General features: G+C 36.6%; 28 protein-coding genes. 12 read left to right on the top strand and 16 right to left on the bottom strand.

The annotated features are described in order from the left end of the window. Positions 1-53 precede the first annotated feature (53 nt). From E2636_RS04585 to E2636_RS04565, 5 genes are all read right to left on the bottom strand, one after another. On the bottom strand, positions 54-1,988 hold the full coding sequence (locus E2636_RS04585; protein ID WP_134209168.1) for an FtsX-like permease family protein: 1,935 nt from the start codon (positions 1,986-1,988) through the stop codon (positions 54-56). Beyond that, entirely contained in the window at positions 1,960-2,733 is a 774-nt protein-coding gene (locus E2636_RS04580; RefSeq protein WP_134209167.1) for an ABC transporter ATP-binding protein, read from the bottom strand. Before E2636_RS04580 ends, E2636_RS04585 begins: the two co-directional genes overlap by 29 nt. Continuing rightward, positions 2,666-3,739, bottom strand: coding sequence for a sensor histidine kinase (locus tag E2636_RS04575; RefSeq protein WP_134209166.1), 1,074 nt, complete (start codon positions 3,737-3,739; stop codon positions 2,666-2,668). The genes E2636_RS04580 and E2636_RS04575 overlap by 68 nt, the downstream gene beginning before the upstream one ends. Next, a complete protein-coding gene (locus E2636_RS04570) occupies positions 3,739-4,443 on the bottom strand; it encodes a response regulator transcription factor (protein WP_017379219.1) in 705 nt (234 codons plus the stop codon). Before E2636_RS04570 ends, E2636_RS04575 begins: the two co-directional genes overlap by 1 nt. 72 nt (positions 4,444-4,515) lie before the next feature. Continuing rightward, a complete protein-coding gene (locus tag E2636_RS04565) occupies positions 4,516-5,508 on the bottom strand; it encodes a lipoate--protein ligase (RefSeq protein ID WP_134209165.1) in 993 nt (330 codons plus the stop codon). Positions 5,509-5,647: 139 nt separating this feature from the next. Here E2636_RS04565 and yhfH point away from each other — a divergent pair, with 139 nt between their 5' ends. Then, positions 5,648-5,773, top strand: a complete 126-nt coding sequence (gene yhfH, locus E2636_RS04560) for a protein YhfH (RefSeq protein ID WP_134209164.1) — start codon at positions 5,648-5,650, stop codon at positions 5,771-5,773. A gap of 210 nt (positions 5,774-5,983) precedes the next feature. On the opposite strand, the gene E2636_RS04555 is transcribed toward yhfH, so the two are convergent. The 6 genes from E2636_RS04555 to hemE all read right to left on the bottom strand — a co-directional run bounded on the left by E2636_RS04555 (position 5,984) and on the right by hemE (position 12,746). Then, complete coding sequence (locus E2636_RS04555) at positions 5,984-8,170, bottom strand: YhgE/Pip domain-containing protein (protein ID WP_134209163.1); 2,187 nt, start codon at positions 8,168-8,170, stop codon at positions 5,984-5,986. A gap of 81 nt (positions 8,171-8,251) precedes the next feature. Then, the gene (locus E2636_RS04550; protein WP_134209162.1) at positions 8,252-8,821 is read right to left on the bottom strand and encodes a TetR/AcrR family transcriptional regulator; all 570 of its coding nucleotides are present in this window, start codon (positions 8,819-8,821) and stop codon (positions 8,252-8,254) included. Positions 8,822-8,938: 117 nt separating this feature from the next. Then, the gene (locus E2636_RS19300) at positions 8,939-9,238 is read right to left on the bottom strand and encodes a hypothetical protein (protein WP_243840728.1); all 300 of its coding nucleotides are present in this window, start codon (positions 9,236-9,238) and stop codon (positions 8,939-8,941) included. A gap of 1 nt (position 9,239) precedes the next feature. After that, positions 9,240-10,655 (bottom strand): protoporphyrinogen oxidase, encoded by a 1,416-nt coding sequence (hemY, locus tag E2636_RS04540; protein ID WP_134211752.1) that lies wholly within the window; start codon positions 10,653-10,655, stop codon positions 9,240-9,242. Positions 10,656-10,681: 26 nt separating this feature from the next. Then, positions 10,682-11,623 (bottom strand): ferrochelatase, encoded by a 942-nt coding sequence (hemH, locus tag E2636_RS04535; RefSeq protein WP_134209161.1) that lies wholly within the window; start codon positions 11,621-11,623, stop codon positions 10,682-10,684. A 73-nt stretch (positions 11,624-11,696) separates the two neighbouring features. Further along, the gene (gene hemE, locus E2636_RS04530; protein WP_134209160.1) at positions 11,697-12,746 is read right to left on the bottom strand and encodes a uroporphyrinogen decarboxylase; all 1,050 of its coding nucleotides are present in this window, start codon (positions 12,744-12,746) and stop codon (positions 11,697-11,699) included. 226 nt (positions 12,747-12,972) lie between these two features. Here hemE and E2636_RS04525 point away from each other — a divergent pair, with 226 nt between their 5' ends. Beyond that, positions 12,973-13,494, top strand: a complete 522-nt coding sequence (locus E2636_RS04525) for an antibiotic biosynthesis monooxygenase family protein (protein ID WP_134209159.1) — start codon at positions 12,973-12,975, stop codon at positions 13,492-13,494. A 132-nt stretch (positions 13,495-13,626) separates the two neighbouring features. On the opposite strand, the gene E2636_RS04520 is transcribed toward E2636_RS04525, so the two are convergent. Beyond that, a complete protein-coding gene (locus tag E2636_RS04520) occupies positions 13,627-14,520 on the bottom strand; it encodes a manganese catalase family protein (protein WP_134211751.1) in 894 nt (297 codons plus the stop codon). Between the two features lie 89 nt (positions 14,521-14,609). After that, a complete protein-coding gene (locus tag E2636_RS04515; RefSeq protein WP_134209158.1) occupies positions 14,610-14,843 on the bottom strand; it encodes a YuzF family protein in 234 nt (77 codons plus the stop codon). Between the two features lie 297 nt (positions 14,844-15,140). Between E2636_RS04515 and E2636_RS04510 the strand changes: the two genes are divergently transcribed. The 3 genes from E2636_RS04510 to E2636_RS04500 all read left to right on the top strand — a co-directional run bounded on the left by E2636_RS04510 (position 15,141) and on the right by E2636_RS04500 (position 17,571). Beyond that, the gene (locus E2636_RS04510) at positions 15,141-16,313 is read left to right on the top strand and encodes a M20 metallopeptidase family protein (protein WP_134209157.1); all 1,173 of its coding nucleotides are present in this window, start codon (positions 15,141-15,143) and stop codon (positions 16,311-16,313) included. 210 nt (positions 16,314-16,523) lie between these two features. Next, positions 16,524-16,916: a hypothetical protein gene (locus tag E2636_RS04505; RefSeq protein WP_134209156.1), complete on the top strand. Its 393-nt coding sequence runs from the start codon at positions 16,524-16,526 to the stop codon at positions 16,914-16,916. Between the two features lie 46 nt (positions 16,917-16,962). Further along, a complete protein-coding gene (locus tag E2636_RS04500; protein WP_134209155.1) occupies positions 16,963-17,571 on the top strand; it encodes a DUF3298 and DUF4163 domain-containing protein in 609 nt (202 codons plus the stop codon). A gap of 59 nt (positions 17,572-17,630) precedes the next feature. On the opposite strand, the gene E2636_RS04495 is transcribed toward E2636_RS04500, so the two are convergent. Next, positions 17,631-18,824, bottom strand: coding sequence for an ABC transporter permease (locus E2636_RS04495; RefSeq protein WP_134209154.1), 1,194 nt, complete (start codon positions 18,822-18,824; stop codon positions 17,631-17,633). Further along, on the bottom strand, positions 18,808-19,557 hold the full coding sequence (locus E2636_RS04490; RefSeq protein ID WP_017379235.1) for an ABC transporter ATP-binding protein: 750 nt from the start codon (positions 19,555-19,557) through the stop codon (positions 18,808-18,810). Before E2636_RS04490 ends, E2636_RS04495 begins: the two co-directional genes overlap by 17 nt. A 115-nt stretch (positions 19,558-19,672) precedes the next feature. Between E2636_RS04490 and E2636_RS04485 the strand changes: the two genes are divergently transcribed. From E2636_RS04485 to E2636_RS04460, 6 genes are all read left to right on the top strand, one after another. Then, a complete protein-coding gene (locus tag E2636_RS04485; protein WP_134209153.1) occupies positions 19,673-20,098 on the top strand; it encodes an HIT family protein in 426 nt (141 codons plus the stop codon). 115 nt (positions 20,099-20,213) lie between these two features. Then, the gene (locus tag E2636_RS04480; protein ID WP_134209152.1) at positions 20,214-20,744 is read left to right on the top strand and encodes a tryptophan transporter; all 531 of its coding nucleotides are present in this window, start codon (positions 20,214-20,216) and stop codon (positions 20,742-20,744) included. A 116-nt stretch (positions 20,745-20,860) separates the two neighbouring features. After that, entirely contained in the window at positions 20,861-21,241 is a 381-nt protein-coding gene (locus tag E2636_RS04475; RefSeq protein ID WP_134209151.1) for a YtxH domain-containing protein, read from the top strand. Positions 21,242-21,466: 225 nt separating this feature from the next. Then, the gene (locus tag E2636_RS04470; RefSeq protein WP_017379239.1) at positions 21,467-22,036 is read left to right on the top strand and encodes an HTH-type transcriptional regulator Hpr; all 570 of its coding nucleotides are present in this window, start codon (positions 21,467-21,469) and stop codon (positions 22,034-22,036) included. 115 nt (positions 22,037-22,151) lie between these two features. After that, positions 22,152-22,697 carry a DUF3267 domain-containing protein gene (locus E2636_RS04465; RefSeq protein WP_134209150.1) on the top strand — a complete coding sequence of 182 codons (546 nt, stop codon included), beginning with the start codon at positions 22,152-22,154 and terminating at the stop codon, positions 22,695-22,697. Between the two features lie 69 nt (positions 22,698-22,766). Then, complete coding sequence (locus E2636_RS04460) at positions 22,767-22,952, top strand: hypothetical protein (protein ID WP_017379241.1); 186 nt, start codon at positions 22,767-22,769, stop codon at positions 22,950-22,952. 266 nt (positions 22,953-23,218) lie between these two features. Here E2636_RS04460 and E2636_RS04455 read toward each other — a convergent pair whose 3' ends face one another. Next, positions 23,219-23,311 (bottom strand): YjcZ family sporulation protein, encoded by a 93-nt coding sequence (locus E2636_RS04455; RefSeq protein WP_017379242.1) that lies wholly within the window; start codon positions 23,309-23,311, stop codon positions 23,219-23,221. A 139-nt stretch (positions 23,312-23,450) separates the two neighbouring features. Between E2636_RS04455 and E2636_RS04450 the strand changes: the two genes are divergently transcribed. Further along, the gene (locus E2636_RS04450; protein WP_134209149.1) at positions 23,451-24,344 is read left to right on the top strand and encodes a peptidylprolyl isomerase; all 894 of its coding nucleotides are present in this window, start codon (positions 23,451-23,453) and stop codon (positions 24,342-24,344) included. Positions 24,345-24,363 lie beyond the last annotated feature (19 nt).

Genomic DNA, 24,363 nt, shown 5'->3' with positions numbered 1-24,363 from the left:
ATACTTTCATTATATAAGAAATGTTCAGACAATACAATAAGCACCGTGAATTTTCACGATGCCCGAACATGTGCTATATAGCGCCAGCGAATTAAGAAATAATACAAAACTTGAATAAAGGTAAATCCAACTAAAACTAAAACCATCTCACTTAAAATCGATACCTCTGCCAAGTTCCTCCAAATGACTTGAAGTGATAAAAATGAGAATGCGCTATGCAACATTGCGATACCCCATGGCAAGAAAAACTGGGGAACGAGTTGACGATTGACTATTTTAACTAATTCTTTATCGGTTAACCCCATACGCTTCAACACTTCAAATTGACGTTTATCTCGCTCCAAACCAGTATATAATTTGAAATATACAAAGCTCCCTGCTGCTAATAACAAAACGGCCGCGACCATTAAACCTGTAAATAATAACAAAGAAAATGTCGCACGTATAACCGAGTAATTTAATCCTGGGTTTTCAAAATAAAATGGTAGATTTGTAAAAGCTCCATCATAAATAGCGTCCGTTACTTGCGAATCTATTTGTAATCCAATCGATTTTGTTCGTTCCCATTCAGCTACGTGAAAAGCAAAGAATTTATAAGAAGAGTCCAGTGAATTTCCCTCTAAGGGTTCATCAATTAACTGATAATCTTCGTCACTGACGACTATAATATTAGAACCAATAATCATTGAAGGAAATAACATCTGTTGGTAAACACCACGAATTTGAATAGGCACATTGCTTTCTTCTAACACTGTTTGAATTTCTTTGTTTTTTAAACTTTCAATTGATTCCTCTGAATACGGAATTAACAATCCTTTTCCAGGTTTCAACTCAACAAGAGGCAGTCCAAGTGCAACTGCTAAACTATTAACATCAGACTGTCTTAAAATATCTACTGAATTCTGTGAAGAAGATGACGTTTGTTTTTTAATTAAAAATGGAACAAGTGTATAGGATAAGCCTTGCTCTTCTAATTCTTTTCGCAATAATGAAATATGATTTGATTCATATGGATTCGTTAATTCACTAGAATAAATAAGGGATAGTGGATTTATTTCACGAAATTGTCCAGTATACGAAGATAATGAAGTTAAAGTTCCAACAGATAAAAATGCAACTGTGGAAACAATAGTAACGATAAAATACATTCGTGCATTCTCACGTAGTTTTACTCCAACTTCCGAAATAGCAATTAAGTTAATACGGTGCCAGTATAGTGACTTCCGTTTTTTTACCTGATGAAGTAAAAACAAAATGCTGTCGGTAAAGAAAAAATACGTCCCAAGTGCGACTACTGGTGGCAAAACAATTGCAAGTGCCAACACAACATTCATCGAAGTAAAAGCAGCTGCAGCGTATGCAAACAACAACATACATATCCCAAATATTGCTTTCACCGTTGAATAACTTTGTTGTTCTTCTGTCTTCCGATAACCACGAATGAGTTCTATAATTCTCTGTTCACGAATAAACACTACACTTGTCATAGCGATAATGACGAACAAACTGAAAAATGCACCTATTGTTAAAGCAAACGGTTTAAATGATACATACAATGGCAATCCCTCAAGTTGAAGCAGTTCACGAACAATCATAAAAAAGAATTTTGAAAAAGCATAACCAAAAAAGATACCGGTTGCAACAGACACCATGCCAATCAACATCGTTTCAAGGAAAATCAATTTGTTTAATTGTTTCTTTTCCATTCCGAGTTGCAGGAGTAAACCGAACTCTTTCGAACGTGATTGTAAGAAGGCACTCATTGAATAAAACAAGAAAAACAATGTGAAGATATACAAAATGACTTCAGCCACAATCATTCCGGATGCTGCAAAACTCCGCAAAAATTCATCTTCAATTTTAGGGTGAAATAAAAGCATTGAGTACATGAAAAACACCATGACCGAAAACATACTCGCCATGAAAAAAGCGGCATATATTCGTCGATTTCGAACGACATTACGATAAGCGAATTGTCGAAAGGTCATTGACATTGCCTCCAAGTAAAGACAAAACATTCAAGATTCGTTGGAAAAAGGTTTGTCGTCGATCAGCGCTATAAATCTCATTGAAAAACTCGCCATCTTTAATAAAAATAACACGATCGCAATAACTTGCCGCAATGGGATCGTGTGTAACCATTAGAATTGTCGTTTTTTGTTCACGGTTAATTTTTGTTAGCAACTCTAATACATCACGGGATGCCTTCGAATCCAAATTTCCAGTTGGTTCATCAGCTAAAATAAACATCGGCTGATGGATAAGTGCTCGCCCAATCGCCGTGCGTTGGGCTTGTCCACCTGAAATTTCATTTGGTCTCTTTTCAAGAATTTCATCCAAATCTAGTTTTTTTGCAATATCAGTTATACGCTTTTTCATTTCATCTATTGAATGTCCGTCAAGTGTAAGTGGAAGTACCAAATTCTCTTCTACTGTAAGCATTTGCAATAAATTAAAGTCTTGAAAAACAAATCCTAGCTGTCTTCGTCTAAAAAGAGCCAGCTCGTTTTTAGTCATTTCTTCGGGACATAGTCCATCAATTGTGATAGTACCAGAAGTTGGCGAATCAATGGTCGAAATTAGATTGAGGAGTGTCGTTTTGCCGCTTCCTGAAGGTCCCATCACTGACACAAATTCACCTTTATTGACTTCAAAATTCAACTGGTTAATCGCACGATGTGTCACTTTCCCCTCGTATACCTTCGTCACTTCGTCCATTTTTAATATGATCATCTTCTGGTAGACCTCTCTCTGCTACTTTCTGAAATAATACTGAAACGGTAGTACCTTTACCAAGTTCAGACGTGATAGTCAATTTATGACCAAGCTTTCCACAAATCTCATTAGCTAAATACAAGCCCATTCCGGTGCTTTCGCCAGTCTTTCGGCCATTTTCTCCTGTAAAAAAGGCTTTCAAAACACGAGGTAGATCAGCTGATGGAATACCAATTCCTTCGTCTTGGACTGACAGTAATAGCTGTCCTTGTTGACAATCTGCACGAATATGTACTTTTTTCCCTTCTTCAAAGGTATATTTTACAGCATTTGTAATAAACTGTTCGATAACAAATTTTAACCATTTTGAATCGGTTGGTACAATGTATTTTTCGTCAATTGAAATAACTGGGTATACATGGTGTGTAATAAATAAACGCTTGTTTTCTGATACCACTTCGGATACTAGCATTTTTACATATACCCGTTCAATTTGCATGTCTTGCTCAAATGTATCCAGACGTGCATTCATCAAAACGGAATCCAGACCGCGTTTTAATCGGTCAATTTCTTCTTGCATGCTTCGCTTATCGAGATTTCCATCTTCTTGTAGTAGCAATTCTGCAACGGCTAAGGGTGTTTTCATTTGATGTACCCATTGATTCATAAATTGTAAATGACGTTTTTGATTGGCGTATAAAGCTTGTACTTCATTTTGATACAAGCGATATAATCCCTGGAGATATTCTTCAACTTGTAGTTGTTCTGGTGACTTCCCGTCACGTTGTAAAGCAGCTTCCATTTGTTTAGGTGACAACAATACTTTTTGGTAAAATGCATACCGTTTTACGTAGCGTCCAAATAAAAATGATAAAATTAATAACGTGCTAATGACAACGGAATAAATAGCAGTATCCACATTTCGGAAGCCATCTAACCAATACAACAACATAATAAAGAACACCATAATAAGTTGGAAAATCACGTACGCAGCATGCTCTTTGGCAAATAAGCGGAAATTCATTACGACTCCTCCCCACTTAACACAAAGCGATAGCCTGCTCCTCGCACTGTTTCAATTGTGGAGGTAATTCCGTATTCTTGTAGCTTCTTCCTTACACGGGTCATGTTAACGTTCAATGTGTTTTCATCAACAAAAGCTTGATCATCCCATAATTCTTCAAGTAATTGTTCACGAGTTACAACTTTTGGTGCCTGTGTCATCAATAGTTCTAATATCGTACATTCACGCTTTTGAAGCGGAATTTGTAGCGTTGCAGTATGAATTTCTATTCGTTCTAAATATAAACACAGTTTTCCAAGTTTGATGGTACGTTCTTCTTGTTTTAATGCATACTCACCGTAAGTTCTTCGTAAATGACTTCTTATTTTGGCTAAGACGATTTCATAGTGAAAAGGTTTCGTTATAAAATCATCCCCTCCATTTTCAAGGGCGAATACCTGGTCCATATCCCCTGATCGCGCTGAAATAAAGACAATTGGACACGTCGTCTTTGTGCGGAACTGGCGGCACCAGTAGTAACCATCATAAGAAGGTAAGTTAATATCGAGCAAAATAAGGTGTGGATCAAAATCTTCAAATTCTTCTAATAGGAGATCAAAATCATCAACCGTTTTCACTTCATAATGATATTTACGTAGCTTATCAGCAAGTAGTGAGGCAATTTTACGGTCATCTTCTACGATATAAATACGATGTGTCGACATCTTTACCTGCCCCTTTACTTCTTAATTCTACCAAAAAAGCCTGACCGAAGTCAGACTACTCTTGAGTATTTTCTAATAGATTAATTGTAGGAATTGTTCTTTTGTTATTCCACCTAAATAAGTTGTGAGTTCTATTTCACCAAGTGCATCGGAAATAGCTGATTTATCGTATGAGACACCTGTTAAAAGTGATTCAATATCAGTGACGTCACCCACTCCGAAGAAATCCCCATAAATGTTTGCATCTTCAATTACGCCATTTTTCACTTGCAACCGCACGTCAATTCCACCAGTAGGGAATCGTTCAGAATGTGACATATTAAACGCTGGCGACTTACCATAGTTCCACTCCCAGTTTCCATAACGTTGTTTAGATAATGCTTTGATGTTGATCCAGTCATCTTCTGTTAGTTCAATTGTTTTAACTTGTTGTTCTCCACCAAAAATAGAATGAAGTAATTTTAATCGGAAATCTTCAATTGATGTTTGCTCGTCCAAAAACTCTGTAATGTTGGCTACACGACTGCGAATTGATTTAATACCTTTTGATTCAATTTTATCTTTACTCACTTTTAACGCAGAAACCACAGCATCAATTTCTGTATTAAACATCAGCGTACCATGGCTAAACATACGTCCTTTAGTAGTAAATTGAGCATTTCCAGATATTTTTCGACCTTCAGCTAAAATATCGTTACGCCCTGAAAGTTCTGCGTCCACACCCATTTCTTTTAGTGCATCAACAATCGGTTGTGTAAATTTTTTAAAGTTACGGAAGCTATCACCATCGTCTTTTGTGATGAAACTAAAATTCAAGTTTCCAAAATCGTGATACACAGCTCCTCCACCTGATAGACGACGTACAACGTGAATGCCATTGATATCAACATAGTCGGTGTTGATTTCCTCAATCGCGTTTTGGTTTTTACCAACAATGATGGCTGGTTCATTGATATAGAACAGGAAAAAAGAGTCTTTTTCAACGTCCATTGTTTTCAACGCATATTCTTCAATCGCTAAATTAATGCGAGGATCAGTAATTCCTTTGTTATTAATAAAATACATGCAGTATCGCTCCTTTTAAATGTTCTACATATATTATATAGGAATCTTCATCTTTTGTATTGACAAAAGCCCTGCTGTTATAATACAATGATTCATATATTAATAGTACTAGTACAGAATAGAAAAGGAGGTCAATACCATGATTGAAAATGTAATTGAATTCTTTAAAAACCTGCCACCGAAAAAATGTACACAATGTGGCGAAAAAATTGAAGAACAACATGAATGCTATGGAAATACTTGCGACAAATGTACTCAATTATAAGAAAAGGATAACTCGCCACTCTATCTCGACTCGACTCTGGAGCTTAGGGATTTTTAGGCGCATTTCTCCTTTCTCACCCAATGAAGGGGCCTAGAGCTTGGTAGCTAGACATTTCTTTCCTTGCAAAAAGATTGAGGCTTTCATAACTTTTTACGTTTATAACATGCATTAAAACAGCCGCTCAGGACTTCCCTCCTGAACGGCTGTTTTTTATTCTTTTTGAAAGTGTGAATAGCGTCGTTTAAACAACATCAGGAAGTATGCAGTGGTAAATACAGTAGCTCCTATAAAGAATACAAGTAAAATTCCATTATTCCATTGAATAAAGCTAATATCTGTTGAGGAAATTGCTGCTTTGAATCCTTGTACGGAATACGTCATCGGTAACCACTGATTAAATATCTGCAAAGGATGTGGAATTAATTCAAGAGGGAATGTCCCTGCACTTGTTGTTAACTGTAAGATGAGAATTAATATTGCCACAAAACGTCCACTGTCTCCAAGTACGGTAACGAGCAATTGAACAATAGCTAAATACGCGAAACTCGTCAAGACGGTGGTTGCCATAAACCAACCGAGATTGACTGGTTCTAACCCTAAACCAAAGAGTAAAATAGCAACTGCAATCAATGCTTGTACCACTCCCACTACACCTAAAACGACCATTTTACTCGTTGCCCATGCCCAACCGCTCGTCGGGGTTATGGCAGATTGTACGAGTGGGAAAACGATTGAAATTAATAATGCACCTACAAATAATCCAAGTGACAAAAAGTAAGGTGCAAATCCTGTTCCATAGTTTGGTACGTGATTTATTGCAGACTTTGAAACCGCTACAGGAGAAGAGGCCATATCAATCGTTTTATCTGTTGGGTTTACTTCACTAGCTTCAGTTGAAGCGTCTGACAATTTTTCTTGTAAAGTGTTTGTGCCTTGTTCAAGTTCTGCTGTTCCATCTACGAGCTGAGTTGACCCTTTCGCAAGTTCACCCGATTTTAAAGCAAGTTCAGATGTACCTGAAGTTAATAGATTTGATCCTTGTACGAGGTTTTGCAAACCGCTCGTAAGTTCTTGACTTCCATAAGATGCGTTTGCTAATCCCTTTTGAAAACCACTTAGCTTGGTCGTCAGCGAATCACTACCTGTTGCTAACGTTGTAGCACCTTCATTTAATTTAGCAGAAGATTGTTTTAATGTATTAAGTCCATTTGCTAGCTCCGTATGGCCTGACAATAATTTTTCAGCACCAGTCGATGCTTGACTCAAGCCACCACTAAGTTGTTCTGTTCCTCCTTTTAATGCACCTAAGCCTTGAGAAACTTGTGAACTTCCTTGTTGTAGTTGTGAAAAAGCTCCTTTGAGAGCAACTTGTTGATTTTCTGGTAGAGATGCTAAAATTGGTGCCATTTGCTCAGATAATGTTTCTATTCCAGCTGTTACTTCAGATGCACCTCCAGTTAATTTTTCAACTGATTGATTAGCAGTTGAAGCACCATCTTGGAGTTGGATTAATGCAGCAATAAGTTCTCGCTCTTTTTCATTTGCCGTCGCCATTCCGTTCGATACTTCTGCTACACCTTGAGTATAAGATTCAACACCATTTTGTAATTGGCCTGCTCCTGAAGATACTTGGCCTGCTCCTTGATGTAGTTGTGTTGCCCCTGAAGAAAGTTTATCAAGTCCCGTGTTCAATTCACTTGCTCCATTTGAAGCCTTAACTGTGCCTGAAGCTAACTCAGTAGACCCATCGGCTAGATCGACAGAACCGCTAGCTAACTGCTCTAAATAACCTTTTAAATCTGTCGCACCAGAAGAAAGCTTGCTAGCACCTTCTGATAATCTTCCAGCACCGTCAGCAGCATCGACATAGCCTTCACCCATTTTCGTAATCGAGGCAAACAGCTTTTCAGAATAACTAGCGACTACTTGTTTATTAACTTCCGCACGAATTCGTTCTATGGCAGTATCGCCAATTTGTGCAGATAAGAAGTTAAAACCTTCATTTGGTTTGTATTCAATCATTAATTTTTCAGGTTGCTCATCAAGAAGTGTTGTTGCATGTTGTGAAAAGTTCGCAGGAATTTCAATTATCATGTAATAGTCTTGATTTTCAAGTGCTTCTTTACCTTGTTCTTTTGATAATTCCACAAACTGAAACTGTTCACTTTCTATTAGTTTCTTTGTGACATCTTTGCCAACAGTCAATTGTTCCCCGTCTAGTTGTGCTCCCGTATCTTCATTAACAATTGCTACAGGTAGCTCGCTTAACTGTTCGTATGGATCCCAGAATGCCCATAAAAACATCCCAGCGTATAATACGGGGATAAAAAGCACAGCTAGTATCGGAATAAGTAATTTTCTATTCTTGAAGATATTTAAGAATTCTTGTTTTATCATTAAAATTCCCTCCTAATAAGGCATCTCTAAAACTCGTTGACCAAAACGTTCAACTGGTCATAATACTCCAAAAAAAGAGTCTCATTTGATGAGACTGCGAAAAATTGTGTCCCTAAATACGGCGACAATTTTTTCTTCTGATAAAGCATGTTCATGTGTTACTTGCCAATCTACTGCAAAAGCCATATAAGCTTTAAATAATAAGTAAGCAACTAATTCTACATGAACTTGTCTTATTTCACCCTTAGCAATAGCTCGTTCGATATGCTCTGCAATATAGCGTACAATTTCCTGTTCTACTTTAACAAGAACTTCTTGAACGATTGGTGTTTGCATATCTTTTTCTTCGGCAATCAATTTAGCTAACAAGGCGTGTCGTTCACGGAATTCTAGCATTTTCATTAACACGAGATGGGCATTTTCCTGGAACGAAAACTGCTCAGAAATGATCGCATCTTTTTCAACTTTCATTTCAGTAATCATCGTAAAGACGATTTCATGAAACAATTCTTCTTTATTGGCAAAAAACGTATAAATTGTTCCTTTACCAACATTCGCAAGCTTCGCTACTTGATCCATCGTAGTCGCCTTGTAGCCGAATAAAGAAAATGACTTCGTTGCTGCCTCTAAAATTTCCTGTCGTCGATCCATTTGAATGTCACCTCACTTAAATAAAAAATGACTAAAAAACCATATCGGTCATTTAGTCATTATAATACTTGCTTTGTGGATACAATGCAAGTAAAAATTTCATCAATCTTTTCTTCTTTATAAATCATCGATCATCCTTAAAATATAATACGAGCTAATAATAGCCAATGCCGTTGCGATAATGGATCGCACAAAAAGGCTCATGATTCCATCAAAACCTAATGGATGGAATATGGTAATTTTCAAGAGATAATCAAATACATATATTAGGATTATGAATATTAAAAATTTTAAAATAGCATACATGATATTCTTCACTCCTAAACTCATATTATCATAATTTAAATATACATCATTTATTAATGAAAAAGAAAAAGAAAAAAATCCAAACCCTTGCTGGGAATTGGATTTATCCATACTATTTAATTGTATTCATAAACAATTCTTCCAATACTTCACCCACGGCCGCTTTGCCTTGATCGACACAATCTGGTAATCCAAGACCTTCATAAGAACTTCCAGCAAGCTTAATCATCGGAAATTGTTCTTGAATTTCTTTTTTCGCCTTAGCCACTTTTTCTTTATGCCCAACCACGTATTGGGGAGAAGCATTTTTCCATCTCGTGACCACTGAGAATAGAGGATTTTGATCAATTTTCATGGTTTTTCGTAAATCTGAGAGAACAACTTTTTCAAGTTCACTATCAGATAATTCCACTGCTGACTCATCACCTGGACGTCCTACAAATCCACGAAGTAAGACGTGTCCGTCTGGTGTGGTCGTTGGCCACTTACGATGTGTCCACGTACAAGCAGTGATGGAATAATCACTATTTCGTGACACCAAAAACCCAGTGCCTTCTTTTTCTTGTTTAACCGCTTCTTCTTTAAAAGCCATAGCGACAGTCGCCACCGAAGTAGCAGGCATGTCATGGAACTCAGTCATCAAGCCATGTTCTTCAAATAACGGAAGAGCTGCGAGATGTGGAGTGGCAATGATCAATTGATCGAGAAGCATTTCAGAATCGTTATTGAGGAACAGATTCACTTTATCCCCAACTCTTTCAAAGCGTTTTACACGAACACCTTTCATCACGGTGCCTGGATTGAGCTGTTCTTCTATTGCTTCTACAATCGTTTCTAAGCCATTTTTAAATGTTCTGAAAATACCTTCTTTGGACTTTTGAACGGGTTGTTTTGGTGCAGTTTTCTTCGAACCGATAATCAGACTGCGATGTTCTTGTTCAAGTTTATAAAACTGGGGAAACGTTGCTTGGAGACTCATTTTATCAATGTCTCCTGAATAGATTCCTGCTAATAAAGGTTCAATTAAATTTTCAACTACTTCACCGCCAAAACGTCTGCGTAAAAATTGTCCAACCGACTGATCACCATTAACCGAGGACTTAGGTAAAATGAAGTCTCCAGCTGCGCGGAATTTCCCGCTCCATGAGAACAATCCTGAAGTAACGAAAGGCGATATTTGTGTAGGAACCCCCATGACAGATCCACCCGGAATAGGATATAGGCCATCATTGACGAGTATATATGCTTGTCCAGTTGCATTGCTGACAAGTTGATCACTAATACCAAGATCCTCAGCTAATAATCCAAAGCTTTTTTTACGCGCTAAAAAAGAATCAGGACCCCTCTCAATTATAAAACCATTCTTACGTACAGTTTGAATTTTCCCACCTAATCGATGAGTTGCTTCAATCAAGATGACTTCAAGCGGATAGTCTTTTTCTTTCGCTTCTTTTTGCATGTAATAAGCTGCCGTTAATCCGGTAATTCCGCCACCTATAATCGCTACTTTTCGTTTCTCTTGAGACACAGTCATCATCACTTTCCGATTTCAGTTTACTTGTTTTCGTTAGCTAAATGTTTTACTACAGCATCACTCATGGCATCAATAAATAGGGGCTGTGTATTTGGCATTTCAGGTCGGTAGTATTTAGCACCTATTTCATCCGTTACAACTCTACATTCATAATCATTGTCAAACAGTACTTCTAAATGGTCTGTAACAAATCCAACTGGTGTGTAGACGAAAGTTGTATAGCCTTTTTGTTCGTGTAATTCACGAGTTAAGTCTTGAACGTCTGGGCCAATCCAAGGTTCCGGTGTTTGACCAGCACTTTGCCAACCCACTTCATAATTTTCCACACCTGCTGCTTGTGCGATTAAATCTGCAGTTTCTTTTAATTGATCTGGATATGGATCTCCATTGGAGATTATTTTCTCTGGTAATGAGTGTGCAGAAACGATTAAACAAGCTTTTGCTCGATCTTCAGCAGACATAGAGCTAAAGGTTGCCGATACTTTTTCAGTCCAATACTGAATAAATTTCGGCTCATTGTACCAGCTCTCTACTGATGTAATATATGGTCCGCCTAATTTTTCAGCTGTTTCTTTTGCACGTCCGTTATACGATTTAACCGAGAACGTGGAAAAATGAGGTGCTAATACGATTGAAACGGCTTCGGTAATGCCATCTTTATGCATTTGCTCGACTGCATCTTCTACAAACGGTTCGATATGTTTTAGACCGATATATAATTTGAAATCAATGTCGTCTTGTACTTCATTCAAACGAACAAGCAGAGCTTCCGCTTGATCTTGTGTAATTTTAGCTAATGGAGATATCCCACCAATTGCACGATAACGTCCCGTTAATTCCTCTAGCGCTTCTGGAGTTGGCGGACGACCACGACGAATATGCGTATAATACCGTTCTATATCATCTTCTTTGTATGGTGTACCATAAGCCATGACAAGCAGACCCATCGTTTTCTTAGACAATTTCATCACCTCGTTTAATTATTTACAATCTTCATATTGCCATGTTCAATTTATTAGTGCGAATATGAACGCTTTATGAATGTGCTTTTATTTGTTGTCGGCTATAATCATGAACAAAGTCCGTCAATCTTTTTAAAATATCCGGATTTACTTCAGGGAATACACCATGACCTAAATTAAAAATGTGAGCTGGATGTGCAATTCCTTGATCAATTATATCTTTTGCACGCGCTTCGATAACAGACCAATCTGCTAGCAACAGTGATGGGTCTAAGTTACCTTGAAGAGGTTTCGTTAAGCCCATTGCACGAGCTTCATTTATCGATAAGCGCCAATCTAAACCAACTACATCTACTGGCATATCATGCCACTCTTTTGCTAAGTGACTTGCGCCAACTCCAAAAGTTGTAACTGGTACACCTTGTTCTTGAATTGCGGTAAAGATGCGAGTCATTACTGGTTTAATAAAGATTCGGTAATCTTCAATATTTAATGCACCCACCCATGAATCAAAAATTTGGATAGCTTTTGCTCCAGCATCAATTTGCGCTGTAGTATAAACGATAATCATATCTGCAAGCTTGTCCATTAACGCAAACCATGCTTGAGGTTCTGACACCATAAATGATTTAGTTTTGTTGTAGCTTTTTGACGGTCCACCTTCAATCATGTAACTCGCAAGTGTAAATGGAGCTCCTGAAAAACCAATTAAAGGTACATCGAGTTGTTCTTTTGTCAAAATCTTGATTGTCTCAAGAACAAAAGGAATATGATCTTGTGGTGAAAGTTCTCCAAGTTTTTCTACATCTTGAACCGTACGAATTGGATTTGATATCACAGGTCCAACACCTGCTTTAATTTTCACGTCCACTCCAATACCTGGAAGCGGTGTTACGATGTCTTTATATAAAATAGCTGCATCTACATTGTAATTGTCAACAGGCAATCGAGTGACATACGCACATAGTTCTGGTTGATGCGTTATTTCTTCTAATGAATACTTTTCTTTTATTTTGCGGTATTCGGGTTGTGAACGACCTGCTTGACGCATATACCAAACCGGTGTGTATTCAACCTTCTCGCCTCTAGCAGCACGTAAAAATATATCGTTAATCTTTCTCATGAATCCATTACCCGCCTTTCAACTTCACACATTTGTAGTTGTTGTTTTATATTATTGTTTTATATTCGTTCTTAATATAGACCTTCACTATCTTATTGTATAGATTTCACGTGCAATTGTCATAGAAATGTCTAGATTAGGAGACACTCTTTTGACAAAGGTTTGTTTCGAGCGTTTTAGAGTAGGGAAGATTATAATGTACATAATAGATGCGGAGGGATAATAAATGAACATTTACTTAACATCAGGTACACCTGAATTTATGAATTCTTTAAAGGAAAAACATGTGGGAGAAAATTTATTCGTTCTTCACGGTGAAGGAAACGCGGTACTACTTCACGAATCAACTTCTGAAACATTTTTTCAAACGCCACGAAAATACGAGGTAATTGATGCTTCCGGCGAATTAAGTGATCAAGGCTATTTTGTCTTCAACAATATTCCTGTAACCGATGAAGGTCGCCCAATTTTTGAGCATCGTTTTAATAATCGTGCACGCGCAATTGAAAACGAACCTGGTTTTATTGCAATACGTGTATTACGTCCGATTGGGTCAGATACGTATATTATTTTAACCGAGTGGACAGGACCAAGTTCTTTTATTGCATGGCAAACGTCACAAGCATATAACAAAGCACATGAAAAACGCGGTACTGGCGATGGTATTGACAAACGTCCTAATATTTTCTCAAGTGCCTCTTATGTAACCACGTATTCGACTGAAAAAAAAGACGAAGAAAGCCAATAATCCCGAAAGCGCGCTAATTCCCGTAAAAGAATAGCGCGCTTTTGTATTCTTATAACCAAGTTCACTTGGTTATAAACACTATAATTTCACTTCACAAAAAAACTATCGACCATCCTTAGATATCATATACCTTTACATATTTGCCAATAATCGTTTGGCAATTTGTTCATATTCATCAGGTCCAATTCCAGGCGCAAATTCTTCTGGAAGATCTTCAAGGTCTGGAATCGGTCCACCTTTAGGTGTGCCTTCTTGAACAATAAGCGGTTGTCCACTAGTTGGATTTTTCCCTTTCCAAATGGATCGAATATCCTTATAATAACCTTCATCATTCCATGTAAATAAGACGTTTCCTAAACCTTGATCTTCAAACTTTCTTGCGTGATCAAATGCTCGATTATCTAAATTAGGAATCGGTAACATTTTTGTTATATCTACCCCCGTTGCCATCTCAATTGCTCTTGCATAAGCCAGAACATGCGTGCCACCTCGTACAAGTAAATAGCCGATCATTTCTCTGGCAGTGTCGTGATTTGTCATTTCATATACGCGCATTTTATGTGTTCTCGCTCCACATTCTAAGAAGAAGTTGTGAAGTAAATCTAATACTAAGTTTCCACTAGAAAACACGTGATCTCCTCGCCACGCGTTGCCCATTGAATCACCTGCTAAAGCAGTCTGAGCATTTGCGATAAAGGCATAGGTGTTGCGTTTATCTTTTGCATTTTGTAAAGGAGTTACATTCGGATTCCCCGCAAATGAAGTCCCTTTTTGTAATAAGTTAATAGTATTAGCTACTAGCTCGACATGGCCGAATTCTTCCGCAGTAATGCTTGCAACCAGATCATAGAATGGTTTAAATTTAGTTTTTTGACGAAAATTAAATGATTGATACATATAATTATTTAATGTGGACATTTCACCAAATTTACCGCCTAAAAGCTCTTGTACCGCTGCAGCGGCGTTCGCATCACCATATTCAGGTATCGGTAGCTCAATTTGCAATCTATTCATTCGTTTAAAAATGAAATCTCTTCCTTTCACACTTAATCATTTAAGGGGTTCAGCCCTTGCAATGTTATTTATATGACTGAGATCAAGAGAATTTGTTTGTGCTAGGAAATAGCCGGTGACACCCAAATAATTTGTTGGGTACGGATAAAAAATGGTGTTTTGTTAGTTTCAACAACAATATGATCTGGCAAAACCTTGCTTAGTTCACCTTTGACGACACTATTATTTGTTAACTGGACAACAATTTTTGTACCAATAATTGTTGTTAAAGTTTGATACACATATGGATCAAAATGACTTACAAACTCTACAGATTTCTCTGGTTGACCATTCATTTATGCTAATCTCCTTCCGTTCAATATTCATAGTGTATGGCAGAAGAAACTAAATGTGATTAGAAAGTTTTATATTAATTTTAGCCATAATAAAAAGAAACTCCTGTTATCAGAAAGTAAATGTGTATTGTTCTTCCTATATAGAATGTATTTTAAATCACATTAACAACAGCTAATTGAAATAAGATACAGATTTTAATTATTGTATAATTTAAAATCCTTCAATTGTTCAGTAGCTTTTCGAATGATATAATTACAAAGATTAAAACCATTTCGTAAGTCGAAAGGAGAATTACTATGAAACAACAACTATTTGAAAAATTAGATTACGCATTTGAAGAAATGCTCGTTATCCGTCGCCATTTACATATGCATCCTGAAGTATCGTTTAAAGAGACCAATACAGCGAAGTATATTCAAGATTATTATGCAAATTTAGGTATTGAATTTACACCTAACGTTGGAGGAAATGGCGTGGTGGCGCGTGTTAAAGGTGCATTGCCAGGTAAAACTGTTGCATTACGTGCAGATTTCGATGCATTACCAATTCAAGACGAGAAAGATGTACCCTATAAATCAACTGTACATGGTGTCATGCATGCATGTGGTCACGATGGACATACTGCCACGCTATTAGTCCTAGGAAAAACCTTATATGACATGCGTGAACAGTTATCAGGTGAATATGTGTTAATACATCAACATGCAGAGGAGTATGCACCAGGTGGAGCAAAACCGATGATTGAAGCCGGCTGTTTAGAAGGAGTCGATGCCATCTTTGGTACACATTTATGGTCTTTGACTCCTTCAGGAACAATAGAATACCGAGTTGGACCTATTATGGCTGCATCTGACCGGTTCGAAATAACTATTCAAGGTCGTGGAGGTCATGGAGCAAGCCCGCACCAAACAAAAGATTCAATTGTTATCGCTTCGCAACTCGTTACAAGCTTACAACAAATAGTATCTCGTCGAGTTAATCCTATTGATTCAGCAGTAGTGACAATTGGTTCATTCGTTGCACAAAATGCCTTTAACGTCATTGCAGACTCCGCGAAGTTAATCGGTACAGTCCGTACGTTTAACCCTGAAGTGCGTGATTTAATCGAAAAGGAATTGAATCGTGTAATTCAAGGAACATGCCTTGCGAATGATTGCACATATGAATTTTCATATGAAAGAGGCTATAACGCAGTAATTAACCATGAAGCTGAAACTCATTTCTTAAAAGAAGTGGCTGAACAAGTGCCAGGGGTTAGCGAAGTTCGTGAAACTCAACAACAAATGGGTGGCGAAGATTTTGCTTACTACTTAGAAAAAGTCCCAGGCACTTTCTTCTTCACAGGTGCAGAGCCTCAAGGTGAAGTTTATCCTCATCATCACCCAAAATTTGATTTCGATGAGAATGCCATGTTAGTAGCTGCAAAAACTTTGGGCGCAGCGGTTTTGGATTATCAAAAAGTGGAATAAAGGATAACCCGACATCATATATTTGGTGTCGGGTTTATTATTGTTAACTGTAAGAATTGTTGGTGAAATCCCCTCGAACTATGCTCTCCATCTTTTAAAATTCACCTGAAAAAGTCCATCCTTCCTACCTATTATGTAGTTGTTATTATGGGAATATTTATTATTTTGTGGCATATCCTTTAACAACGATTGATTAATTGGAGGAATAGTATGAAAAGTTCAAACAAAGTAGTAATTCTGCTTAGTTTCCTGTTACTTACTATTGTCATTTTGGTTATTGTATTAGCAACGTTGTCACCTGAATCTGATCAGGATCTTTATATTCGTTCCGTTAATGATGTCGAAGTAGTTACAAATAAGTTAACTGAAACTGATTTTCAACAAAAGCTTATTACTAAATTAAAAGATGAAGGGTACAAACCTACCGGAAGTATTGGGTACACGATTTTTAGTATGGAGAAAAAACAAATGACAATTGTATTACATGGAATCGATTCAAATCGAAGTAAAGCGGAAAACTATATTCAAGAACTTACGAATCAACTATCATCTTCTATTGGTCTAGGCACATTTGAGGTAACTATTTTGGAAGATAATGACTGATCAAAAAACACTTGATTTGCTACTATACTATTGAAAGGATGTTCTCTTGGATTTACCAGTTGCAGTTGGCTATCGAATACTTCAAAAACAAACGCCAAAAGTTAACGTTTATTATCCATTTGTATTAGGTCTGGCCAATCTTCAGGCGGAAATGAAGATAAACTCAGCCATTGTTTCTACATTAAATAAGACAATGATTGAGCTTGGATATCATGATTCAAACCTCATAGAAATGGTTGGTCAATTTGAAATCAAGACAAATGAAAGAAATATTTTAAGCTTAACCCTCACCGTTTATGCTTTCACTGGTGGCGCACATGGAATGACCATTGTTAAATCTTTAACGTTTGATGTTACGACAGGCAAACAGTATGAATTAAAGGACTTATTCAAGCCTGAAAGTAATTATGTCACCATTTTATCGTCTATCATTCAACAGAAAATTAAAGACTGGGAAATCCAACTTCTTGGAGAGTTTACTACAATAAGACCTGATCAAGATTTCTACCTTGCCGACCATTCACTGGTTATCTATTTCCAACTGTATGAAATTACACCATACGTTTGGGGATTCCCATACTTCCCTATTCCCATCCTCGACATTCAAGAAATTATCCAACCAAATGGACCGCTCGAAAAATTATTGCCTTTTTGATACCATCAATTAAAAATGGTCTCATAACCCTAAATTTACAGGGTTATGAGACCATTTACTTAATTACTCATCTTTAAGGTAATCTCACTTACAATTAAAACAACAATCGGCAATGCATATAAACTCACATGTTCTCCCCCGACTATCACGACAGTCACTAGTACAATCAAAGCTTGCAAGACTTGCACAACACGTACCAGTTTTAGAATACCTTTACTCCTAGCATTTTCATCAATTGGGAAAAGCATATCCATTCTGAATTCACTGGATGCTGACAGTGCTTGCTTGATTTGAATTGCAGAAGCAAATGACAACGCACCAACAAAAACCATGACAACTATTGGAATACCAATGAACGCTGCTCCTAAAGCTGACAGTAAAGTTAAACGCAGCCATAAGTAAAACGTGTCATCCGTTCGCACGAAAGTTCTGAACACCAAATAGTCTTGAGCATTTTTCTGATGACTTGGCACTAATCCGTATAAGACATTAAGCCAAGCACGACGGTGAATGCTTCCTTGAATATGAGGAACATCAGTAAAATAATTTGCAAATCGATAAAAACGTAACATTCGATTTTGTTCCACTTCCACAAAGTGTTCATAAGGAAAAGGTTGTCCTTTTAAATGACGAGTCCACGAAATGTAATAAAATACAATAGGAATTATCAGCAACGCAATATACAGCGGATTCATCGTGAACGCACTAGCAAGTATAGCGATAGATACTAAAGCACGAACAATGCGATCCCCCCATATCCCTTGTCCTCGATTGGACCATCTAAATGCAAATTCCACTTGCACGTTCCACCATTTCATTAACAATATAAGGATAAATACAAGGCCTAGTGTCTTTGGCTGAACTTTACTTACTTGACTCAATAAAGGGAGTGCCACAATAAATGGCACGACCACGACAAAAAGTTGTGACCAAAACGTCCAGGATAATGCCTTTTTCATATATGTCATTAATTTCGTTTCAAGTGGAAGTAGGTACACTTGGTCTGGTTCACGAATCAATGTTGTTGGAATACTAAACGCAAGTAACACGCCGATAACGAACGCTACTAACCACGTACCTGGAAAATCACTTGATACTGTTTTCAACCATTCACTATATTGATAACCACCTGCTCCAAGAACGAACACAATGACAATTGCAAGATGACCCGTGAATACATATTTCAAGTATTTTTGAAGTTCATTTACATAATGAAGAAAACGTATATGCCACACGTCATGCAGGTTCTTCATTGTCTCGCTCCTTAGTCATCGCAATGTATAAGTCATCAAGAGTAGCTAGTGGCATGTTAAATGCTACTCTTAAATCGTTCATTGTCCCTTGTGCACGTATTCGACCATTATGCAATAACAAAATTCGATCGCAATAGCGTTCAGCTGTAGATAAAATATGCGTAGACATTAGCACCGATGCACCAGATTTTTTCTTTTCGTTCATTTGATCAAGCAAAGATTGAATACCCAGTGGATCAAGTCCCACGAATGGCTCGTCGATAATATATAAAGAAGGATTTACTAGAAATGCACACATAATCATGACTTTTTGGCGCATCCCTTTTGAAAAGTGGGATGGAAACCAATTTAATCGTTTCTCCATGCGAAACTCTTTTAGTAACACTTCTGATCGTGCAGCAAGCATTGCATTATCTAATCCATAGGCCATAGCTGTTAGTTCTAAATGTTCCTTTAGTGTTAATTCATCATACAAAACAGGTGTTTCTGGAATATAGGAAAATGAAGATCGATAAGTATCCATGTCTTCTTCCATAGTCACTTCGTTTATACGGATTTCTCCATCTTTTGGATTCATTAAACCAATAATATGTTTAATTGTTGTACTTTTCCCTGCTCCATTTAGTCCGATGAGACCGACTAATTCACCAGGTGCAATAGAAAAAGACAAATCATGAATAATTGGTTTGCGAGTATATCCACCAGTTACTGCACTTACTTCTAATACGTTCATAAAGTTGCACCCCTTTTATTCTTTATCTTATCAAAATAATCGTTGCATTGCTTTTCACTTGCATTCCTTAACTATGATAAACTTAGAACCATCTAAGTGAAAGGAAGTGCCCACAATGAGTGATTGTTTGTTTTGCAAAATTGTAGAAGGTTCAATTCCAAGTACAAAAGTTTATGAAGATGAGCATGTATTAGCCTTCATGGATATTATGCCCCTTACAAAAGGACATACATTACTAATACCAAAAAAACATCATGAAAATGTGTATGAAATGTCTTCTGAAGAAGCAGGACAATTATTTTCTGTTGCGCCTAAAATTGCAGAATCACTTAAAGCTTCTTTCCAACCAGCTGGCTTAAATTTAATGAATAACAATGGTGCTTCTGCTGGACAAAGTGTATTCCATTTCCATCTTCATTTCATTCCAAGATATGATCAGACGGATGGTTTTAAAGCTGTATGGCAAACAAAAGAAAAACAATACACGAGTGAAATGTTTGCCCAATATGCAGAACAAATTCGATTAAATCTAAACAAGTAATCTTGTATTTTCCCTATTCACACTGTAAAATGATAAGTAAGTTTCTCGCTGCCGATCAAATGATACGTCAGGGGAACCAAAAAATAGTATAGAAGAGCTGAGGAGAGATGAGAAAATGAATACAAAGAATTTAGTGTTAATGTCCCTATTAGTTAGTGTAGGTGCAGCATTGTACTTAGTTATTCCAGGATTTAGTGGTGGGATGAAACCAGACTTTATGTTAACAATGATGTTTATTGGAATTCTACTATTTCCCAAAATATCGCATGTATTTTTATTAGCTATCACTACAGGCGTAATATCTGGACTGTTTTCAACTTTCCCAGCAGGATTTATTCCAAATGTCGTTGATAAATTCATTACAGCATTTGTATTTTTTGCAGTAGTTGTCGCGTTGAAACATTTTGCAACTAAACTTCCTATTGCAGTAGCACTTACAGCAATTGGCACATTATTTTCAGGAGTTATTTTCTTATCCGTTGCAATTTTTGTACTAGGTGTAGATTTACCGATACCATTTAGTGGACTAGTTATCGGTGTCGTACTGCCAACTGTAGCATTAAATGCCATCGCATTTTTCTTTATTTTCCCAATTGTTACTCAATTGGTAAAGAGATCGAAATTCGATACAGCACTTTCAAACTAATAAACTATGTGGTCTGCCATTATGGCAGACCCTTTTTTGTTGTCTTTGCTTGTCCTACATGTTTTAATTAATTTAAATGAGGAATAGTACATGTATATGAAAGGAGTGCACCTAAAATGAAAGCATCTACATTTTTTATTGGTCTAGTAACAGGTGTTGTAGCAGGTACAGCTACGGTCTTATTCTCTACACCTCAATCTGGTAGCGACTTGCGTTCGAATTTCAAAACAGCATCATCTGATTGGAAAGAGAAACTTTCTGAAGTGAAATTTCAAATTAGTGATTTAAAAGAATCGATTGCTGGTTTATCCAAAGAAGCAAAAACGAAAGTTCCACAAACAATTGATGACTTAAAAGAGTCCGTTCAAGAATGGCAAACTAAAACAGGTCCGATTCAAGAAAATTTACAAACTGAGATTACCTCAATTCAAATGGCATTGGAAGAACTAGAAAAATCGTTAGCCAAAAACCAAAAAGATACTTCACCCGCTATCTAAATTTTTGTCACTCTGCCCTACAAGTAACTTGTAGGGCATTTTTTTATAGAATTGCGTAAAATCATTAAAATCACTTAACTATGAATAGATCAAAACGAACATGTTCTTTCCTGAAAAACAGATAATTGCTGTTTTTTCAAAATTTTTTCAACATTCTAACTATGCGCCTCTTTACTTTTTTGCTATAATGATAGAAACTGACTATTAAAGGAAAAAGGTGACGACATGTCTGAACAAATGTATACAATGAAAGAAGCCATGCTATATAGCCAAAGGATTGCCCAGCTATCGAAAGCACTTTGGAAAGCTGTGGAAAAAGACTGGCAACAATGGATAAAACCTTATGACTTGAATATTAATGAACATCATATTTTATGGATTTCATACCATTCACAAGGTGCCTCCATCTCAGATGTTGCGAAGTTTGGAGTAATGCATGTGTCAACTGCATTCAACTTTTCGAAAAAACTAGAAGTACGAGGATTACTGTCTTTTTCAAAACGAGAAGATGACAAAAGGAATACATATATTGAACTAACTGAAAAAGGTGAAGAATTACTAATTGATATGATCGAACATTACCACGATTCCCAGCACTCTGTAATTGAAAGTTCACTTCCTCTTAAAGATTTATACGGAAGATTTCCTGAGTTCATGGAAGTGATGGCTGTCATTCGTAATATTTATGGTGATGACTTTATGGAAATTTTCGAACACTCATTTAAAAATATTGATCAAATCTTTGATGAAAAAATCGGAAACATCAAACCAACCGTTAAAGATAAAGCAAAATAAAGCAACGATTGAGACCGTTACCAAAAATGTAATATTTGTAGACTTGCTTTTTCCAACAAAACATCGTAATGTATGTATCTGCCACCATATTATTTTATATTAGGAGATGCATACCGTGCACTGCTGGAAAACTATAAACGTAAAAAAACAATACGGATTTGACCGTATTTTCATGTTATCGTCAATACTCGTCATTGCTGTTTTTTCACTCTTTTATGTGATGATTGGAATTTTAAATGATAGTCGACTTTCTGACGAACGATTTTCCATTTTTATACTCAGCTTTGTTTTGATCTATCCAATTCATAAAGCACTTCATTGTATACCGTTAGTTCGTTATAGTAATAATATTCAGTTCTCAGTAAAAAAACAATTCAACTTTATACCAATTTTATCCATACGAATAAAAGAGCCTGTACCTAAAGCTCTTTTCTTATTCGCTTTACTTGCTCCATTTTTTATTATTAACAGTATTCTTGTAGCTGGCGCGTTCATGCTACCAGCATTTGGTCACTACTTTACAATTTTACTCGCGTTTCATAGTGGTCTATGTCTAATTGATTTATTATATATTAAAAATCTAGCCCGCTCACCTAAAAAAGCGTTTATTGAAGAAACAGACACAGGTTATGAAATTTTAGTCCCTCCTGCTACTATTTAGTCTGATTACTGTTCTTTTTCTCGCTAATTTGTTATGATTGTGAGGATTGGGCAGAGGGGAGGAATAGACATGATTATTACGGTAATAGTGCTATTCTCAGTTGTGTACTTATTTCAGATTAATCGAATGACTTACGCGTTATGTATGGTACGGGAAATTCCTGAAGAAAAACATAATAAGATTTTCCGAACCATTAATGTTTTGATTACGATTTTACTCATTTCCTTTTATGTGAAAATTACTTTAACCGCATAAAAAAGTCCATTCGCCTGAAAGCAGGCAAATGGACTTTTTCTTTACTTCTTATAAAAGGTTTACTCATTTAAGAAATCCCTTTATTTAAAGTCTTTTTTCTAGCTTCACAGGCTAGACCGTCACTAAGCTTGGATCCATAAGATATGGTTCATAAAGGCATTGCAACAAGTAACTGCAGGAGCACGATGTCGCGTATTTAACCTTCTTTAACTTATTTGTCCTTTCCAGTACCGTTGTCTGACTATAATGGCCTGCTTCGCTTTTTTTTAGTACAAGAACGCTGCCCCTACGATAATCAATAAAATAAATAATACAACAATTAACGCAAAGTTGGATTGTTGCGGATATCCACCACTCACTTCGCACACCCCCCTCCTCTTTGTTATCGTATGCACTTTTTTGATTCTTTTGTAGGCAAACTAAGGAACCATTTTGGTTTTCATATCGTTTATGGTATAGTAACTACTGCATAAAGATGACAATTAGGAGTGGACTCTCATGAAAAAATCAGTTTTAACATTTACCTTAGCAGCATCGGTTCTAGCTTTATCAGCTTGTAACGGCGGAGCATCAGATGATGCAAAAGTTGTAACATCTAAAGCTGGAGATATTACTAAAAACGAACTTTATGAAGAAATGAAAGAGTCTGTCGGTAAGCAAGCACTTCAAGTATTAATTATCGAAAAAGTATTGGCTTCAGAATATGAAGTATCAGACAAAGAAATAGAAGCTCAATTTAAAAAAGAAAAAGAACAAATGGGTGAAACATTTGAACAGTACCTTGTAGAACAGGGGCAAACAGAAGAAAGCTACAAAAAATACATTCGTTTAAATTTATTGCAAGAAAAAGCGTTGACTGAAGACGTTAAAGTATCAGATGAAGAAGTTAAGGCTCAATACGATACCATGAAAACTGAATTAAATGCTCGTCATGTATTAGTAGCTGATGAAGAAACTGCTAAAGAAGTAAAAGCTAAACTTGATGCCGGAGCAGACTTTGCGGAAGTTGCGAAAGAGTACTCAACTGAAGAAGCGGCACAAGAATCAGGTGGCGAACTTGGCTGGTTTACTTCAGACAAAATGGTACCAGAATTTTCCGAAGCAGCTTTCGCTTTAGAACTTAATACAATTAGTGAGCCAGTTCAATCAGATTTCGGTTTTCACATAATTGAAGTTACAAAAAAAAGAGAAACAGACATTGGGACATTAGATGAAAATAAAGATGAAATTATTAATACTCTTAAATTGAAAAAAGCAGATACAACTACTTTATTGCCTAAAGTTTCGAAATTAATGAACGATGCTGACATCAAAATTAAAGACGAAGACTTAAAAGATGCAATTGATCAAATTTTAAACCCTGAGCCAGCTGAACCAGCTGCTGCTGAATAAGAGATACATAAAAAGGCGC

Source organism: Paenisporosarcina antarctica, from assembly GCF_004367585.1.
Classification (GTDB): domain Bacteria; phylum Bacillota; class Bacilli; order Bacillales_A; family Planococcaceae; genus Paenisporosarcina; species Paenisporosarcina antarctica.
Note: the sequence above shows the minus strand (reverse complement) of the source record. Positions and strands in the feature narration are given on the sequence as shown.

Excerpts from the sequence above, each read along its gene's own strand:
- E2636_RS04460 (WP_017379241.1), top strand. The coding sequence starts at position 22,767 with ATGATTATTACGGTAATAGTGCTATTCTCAGTTGTGTACTTATTTCAG.
- E2636_RS04515 (WP_134209158.1), bottom strand. The coding sequence starts at position 14,843 with ATGAATGGTCAACCAGAGAAATCTGTAGAGTTTGTAAGTCATTTTGAT.
- E2636_RS04570 (WP_017379219.1), bottom strand. The coding sequence starts at position 4,443 with ATGTCGACACATCGTATTTATATCGTAGAAGATGACCGTAAAATTGCC.
- hemE (WP_134209160.1), bottom strand. The coding sequence starts at position 12,746 with ATGAGAAAGATTAACGATATATTTTTACGTGCTGCTAGAGGCGAGAAG.
- E2636_RS04575 (WP_134209166.1), bottom strand. The coding sequence starts at position 3,739 with ATGAATTTCCGCTTATTTGCCAAAGAGCATGCTGCGTACGTGATTTTC.
- E2636_RS04505 (WP_134209156.1), top strand. The coding sequence starts at position 16,524 with ATGAAAAGTTCAAACAAAGTAGTAATTCTGCTTAGTTTCCTGTTACTT.
- E2636_RS04555 (WP_134209163.1), bottom strand. The coding sequence starts at position 8,170 with ATGATAAAACAAGAATTCTTAAATATCTTCAAGAATAGAAAATTACTT.
- E2636_RS04450 (WP_134209149.1), top strand. The coding sequence starts at position 23,451 with ATGAAAAAATCAGTTTTAACATTTACCTTAGCAGCATCGGTTCTAGCT.
- E2636_RS04580 (WP_134209167.1), bottom strand. The coding sequence starts at position 2,733 with ATGATCATATTAAAAATGGACGAAGTGACGAAGGTATACGAGGGGAAA.
- E2636_RS04475 (WP_134209151.1), top strand. The coding sequence starts at position 20,861 with ATGAAAGCATCTACATTTTTTATTGGTCTAGTAACAGGTGTTGTAGCA.
- E2636_RS04495 (WP_134209154.1), bottom strand. The coding sequence starts at position 18,824 with ATGAAGAACCTGCATGACGTGTGGCATATACGTTTTCTTCATTATGTA.
- E2636_RS04470 (WP_017379239.1), top strand. The coding sequence starts at position 21,467 with ATGTCTGAACAAATGTATACAATGAAAGAAGCCATGCTATATAGCCAA.
- E2636_RS19300 (WP_243840728.1), bottom strand. The coding sequence starts at position 9,238 with ATGGATAAATCCAATTCCCAGCAAGGGTTTGGATTTTTTTCTTTTTCT.
- E2636_RS04485 (WP_134209153.1), top strand. The coding sequence starts at position 19,673 with ATGAGTGATTGTTTGTTTTGCAAAATTGTAGAAGGTTCAATTCCAAGT.
- E2636_RS04565 (WP_134209165.1), bottom strand. The coding sequence starts at position 5,508 with ATGTATTTTATTAATAACAAAGGAATTACTGATCCTCGCATTAATTTA.
- E2636_RS04585 (WP_134209168.1), bottom strand. The coding sequence starts at position 1,988 with ATGACCTTTCGACAATTCGCTTATCGTAATGTCGTTCGAAATCGACGA.
- E2636_RS04550 (WP_134209162.1), bottom strand. The coding sequence starts at position 8,821 with ATGGATCGACGACAGGAAATTTTAGAGGCAGCAACGAAGTCATTTTCT.
- E2636_RS04510 (WP_134209157.1), top strand. The coding sequence starts at position 15,141 with ATGAAACAACAACTATTTGAAAAATTAGATTACGCATTTGAAGAAATG.
- E2636_RS04480 (WP_134209152.1), top strand. The coding sequence starts at position 20,214 with ATGAATACAAAGAATTTAGTGTTAATGTCCCTATTAGTTAGTGTAGGT.
- yhfH (WP_134209164.1), top strand. The coding sequence starts at position 5,648 with ATGATTGAAAATGTAATTGAATTCTTTAAAAACCTGCCACCGAAAAAA.
- E2636_RS04490 (WP_017379235.1), bottom strand. The coding sequence starts at position 19,557 with ATGAACGTATTAGAAGTAAGTGCAGTAACTGGTGGATATACTCGCAAA.
- E2636_RS04525 (WP_134209159.1), top strand. The coding sequence starts at position 12,973 with ATGAACATTTACTTAACATCAGGTACACCTGAATTTATGAATTCTTTA.